This window comes from Yinghuangia sp. YIM S09857 (assembly GCF_051388915.1).
Lineage (GTDB): Bacteria > Actinomycetota > Actinomycetes > Streptomycetales > Streptomycetaceae > Yinghuangia.
In genome coordinates, this window is the sequence record NZ_JBPKBH010000007.1 from 139,738 (window position 1) to 142,826 (window position 3,089).

Consider the following 3,089-nt stretch of genomic DNA (forward strand, 5'->3'; position numbering starts at 1 on the left):
CAGATCTCGCCGCGGAGCTTTGCGAGCGCTTCGGCGAGGATCGCTTCGCCGTCGGCGTCGCTGCGGCGTTCGCGTACGTAGGCGAGGTGGGTCTTGTAGGGCTCGGTACGCGGCGCGTCCGGCGGGTTCTCGCTGTCCTGTCCGGCGGGCAGACCGCAGCGCGGGCAGTCCCAGGTCTCGGGGACCTGCGCGTCGGTCGCGAAACTCGGCTGGGTCTCGTGCTTGTTGGCACACCAGAACGAGATACGCAGACGGGGGGCCGCCTCGCCGCGCTCGGCCTCACCCATCGGGCCCGCACCGACTCGGCTCCCACGGATGGCGTTGCCACTTGCCACGGTTCAAACTCCCCTTGGATCTGAAGGTCGCGCGCCCGGTCGCGCGGCTCGTCATGCACCCCGGACCACGGCCGGAGGGCTGCCTCGCGAAACAGTGTACGTGCGCTCCGCGCGACCGTGAACCGCGTCCCGAACGCTTTCCGACACGGCGTCAGGAAGCGTACGCGGACTGGGACATCGTGTGTACCACGAGAAACGGCCGGGATGGGGCGAAACCAAAAGAACCGTGGGCGGCACACTCGCCGCGGCGCAGCGCGGCGCTCGCTACTCCTTGAGCAGCAGGCCGAGCACGACGATGGTCACGAACCACAGCGCGCCCACGATGATGGTGAGCCGGTCGAGGTTCTTCTCCACGACCGAAGAGCCGCCCAGCGAGGACGACATACCGCCGCCGAAAAGGTCGGACAGGCCCCCGCCCTTGCCCTTGTGCAGCAGGACAAGCAGCACCATCAGGGCGCTGAAGATGATCAGGGCGATCGAGAACGCGAGCTCCACGGCCTGGCCCAACTCCTTTTCGGAGAGTGTTCGCGTGCGTGCGGGCACGGAACGCTCTGCGGGACGCGCGGCCAGGGATTCCTGGCCTCGGACAGGGTACGCCGTTCTCCCGTCCGGATGGGAACTCGGACGGGAGAACGGGCGAATCGCCTGTGACGCTACTGCGTGCGTGCCTAACCTACGGCCTGGTCGCGGAAGCGGACCAGCTTGACGAACTCCTCGGCCTCCAGGCTCGCGCCGCCGACCAGGCCGCCGTCGATGTCGGGCTTGGCCATCAGGCCCGCGACGTTCGACGACTTGACCGAGCCGCCGTACAGGACGCGGACCTTGCCGGCCAGCTCGGCGTCGTACAGCTCGGCGAGCCGCGCGCGGATGGCTCCGCACACCTCCTGCGCGTCCTCCGGCGTCGCGACCTCACCGGTGCCGATGGCCCACACCGGCTCGTACGCGATCACGACGCGCTCGGCCTCGGCGGCCTTGATGCCCTTCAGGCCGCCGTCGACCTGGGCGAGCGTGTGGGCGACGTGGTTGCCCGCCTTGCGGACCTCCAGGCCCTCGCCGACGCACAGGATCGGCGTGATGTTGTTCGCGAACGCCGCCTTGGCCTTGGCATTGACGATCTCGTCCGTCTCCGCGTGGTACTGCCGGCGCTCCGAGTGGCCCACGGTCACGTACGTGCACTTCAGCTTCGCGAGCATCGACCCGGCGATCTCGCCGGTGTACGCGCCGCCGGTGTGCTGCGACACGTCCTGCGCGCCGAAGACGATGCGCAGCTTGTCGCCGTCCACCAGCGTCTGCACCGAGCGCAGGTCGGTGAACGGCGGCAGCACCGCGACCTCGACCTGGTCGAAGTCCTTGTCGTCCAGGGCGAAGGCGAGCTTCTGGACCAGGGCGATGGCCTCAAGGTGGTTGAGGTTCATCTTCCAGTTTCCGGCCATGAGCGGCATGCGGCCGGTCACCGGGGTGCCGCCGGAGTTCTTCTTGATCGACATGCGGTTCAGCCCTCCAGGGCGTCGAGGCCGGGCAGGGTCTTGCCCTCAAGGTATTCGAGGCTCGCGCCGCCACCGGTGGAGATGTGACCGAACGCGTTCTCGTCGAAACCGAGCGTACGCACCGCGGCGGCCGAATCGCCGCCGCCGACCACGGTGAAGGCGTCCGAGTCGACGAGCGCCTGGGCCACCGCGCGCGTGCCGCCCGCATACGGAGCCATCTCGAACACGCCCATCGGGCCGTTCCAGAAGACCGTGCGCGCGTCGGACAGCTTCGCGGCGAACAGCTCGCCGGAGTCCGGGCCGATGTCCAGGCCCATGCGGTCGGCCGGGATCGCGTCCGCGGCGACCACGGAGTGCTCAGCGTCGGCGGCGAACGCGGCGGCGGCCACGATGTCGACCGGCAGCACGAACTCGACGCCGTTCTCCTCGGCCCGGCGCAGGTAGTCGCGCACCGTGTCGAGCTGGTCCTTCTCCAGGAGGGACGTGCCGACCTCGCGGCCCTGCGCGGCCAGGAAGGTGAAGACCATGCCGCCGCCGATGAGGATGCGGTCGGCCTTGTCCAGCAGGTTGTCGATGACGCCGAGCTTGTCGGAGACCTTCGAGCCGCCGAGCACGACCGCGTACGGCCGTTCGACCTTCTCGGTGAGGCGCTTGAGCACGTCCAGCTCGGCGGCAATCAGCTGCCCCGCGGCGTGCGGCAGCTTGAGCGCCACGTCGTACACCGACGCGTGCTTGCGGTGCACCGCGCCGAAGCCGTCGCCGACGTAGAGGTCCGCGAGGGAGGCCAACGCGTCCGCGAACAGCCCGCGCTCGGCGTCGTCCTTGCTGGTCTCGGCGGCGTTGAAGCGCACGTTCTCCAGCAGCGCCACGTCGCCGTCGCCGAGGGAGGCGACGGTCGCTCGGGCGCTGTCGCCGACCGTGTCGGTGGCGAACGCCACCGGCCGGCCCAGCAGTTCGCCGAGGCGCGCGGCGACCGGGGCGAGCGAGTACGCCGGGTTCGGCTCGCCCTTGGGACGGCCGAGGTGCGCCGTGACGACGACGCGGGCGCCGCGCTCGGCGAGGGTGCGGATGGTCGGCACGCTCGCGCGGATGCGGCCGTCGTCCGTGATCGTCGCGCCGTCGAGCGGCACGTTCAGGTCGGCGCGGACGAGTACGCGCTTACCGGCGACGTCGAGGTCGTCGATGGTCTTCATGGGTTCGGATCATCCTCGGGGGTTCGGGCCGCTGAGGGAGGCGGCCCGGGTCCAACCTGCTGTCGGGTGGTACG

The 3,089-nt window shown here is 70.1% G+C and carries 4 protein-coding genes; all 4 read right to left on the reverse strand.

The genetic code is table 11. The annotated features are described in order from the left end of the window. The coding region (locus tag ACRX5S_RS16945) for an RNA polymerase-binding protein RbpA (protein WP_231779713.1) at nucleotides 1-287 on the reverse strand (287 nt) is incomplete at its 3' end. Nucleotides 288-599: 312 nt separating this feature from the next. Continuing rightward, nucleotides 600-830: a preprotein translocase subunit SecG gene (gene secG / locus ACRX5S_RS16950; RefSeq protein ID WP_436774047.1), complete on the reverse strand. Its 231-nt coding sequence runs from the start codon at nucleotides 828-830 to the stop codon at nucleotides 600-602. 173 nt (nucleotides 831-1,003) lie between these two features. After that, nucleotides 1,004-1,789: a triose-phosphate isomerase gene (tpiA, locus tag ACRX5S_RS16955; RefSeq protein ID WP_436774048.1), complete on the reverse strand. Its 786-nt coding sequence runs from the start codon at nucleotides 1,787-1,789 to the stop codon at nucleotides 1,004-1,006. A gap of 38 nt (nucleotides 1,790-1,827) precedes the next feature. Continuing rightward, the gene (locus ACRX5S_RS16960; protein ID WP_436773769.1) at nucleotides 1,828-3,015 is read right to left on the reverse strand and encodes a phosphoglycerate kinase; all 1,188 of its coding nucleotides are present in this window, start codon (nucleotides 3,013-3,015) and stop codon (nucleotides 1,828-1,830) included. Nucleotides 3,016-3,089: the final 74 nt, after the last annotated feature.

What these genes read in the sequence shown, in the direction of transcription:
- ACRX5S_RS16960 (WP_436773769.1), bottom strand. Translation starts at nt 3,015, where the DNA reads ATGAAGACCATCGACGACCTCGACGTCGCCGGTAAGCGCGTACTCGTC.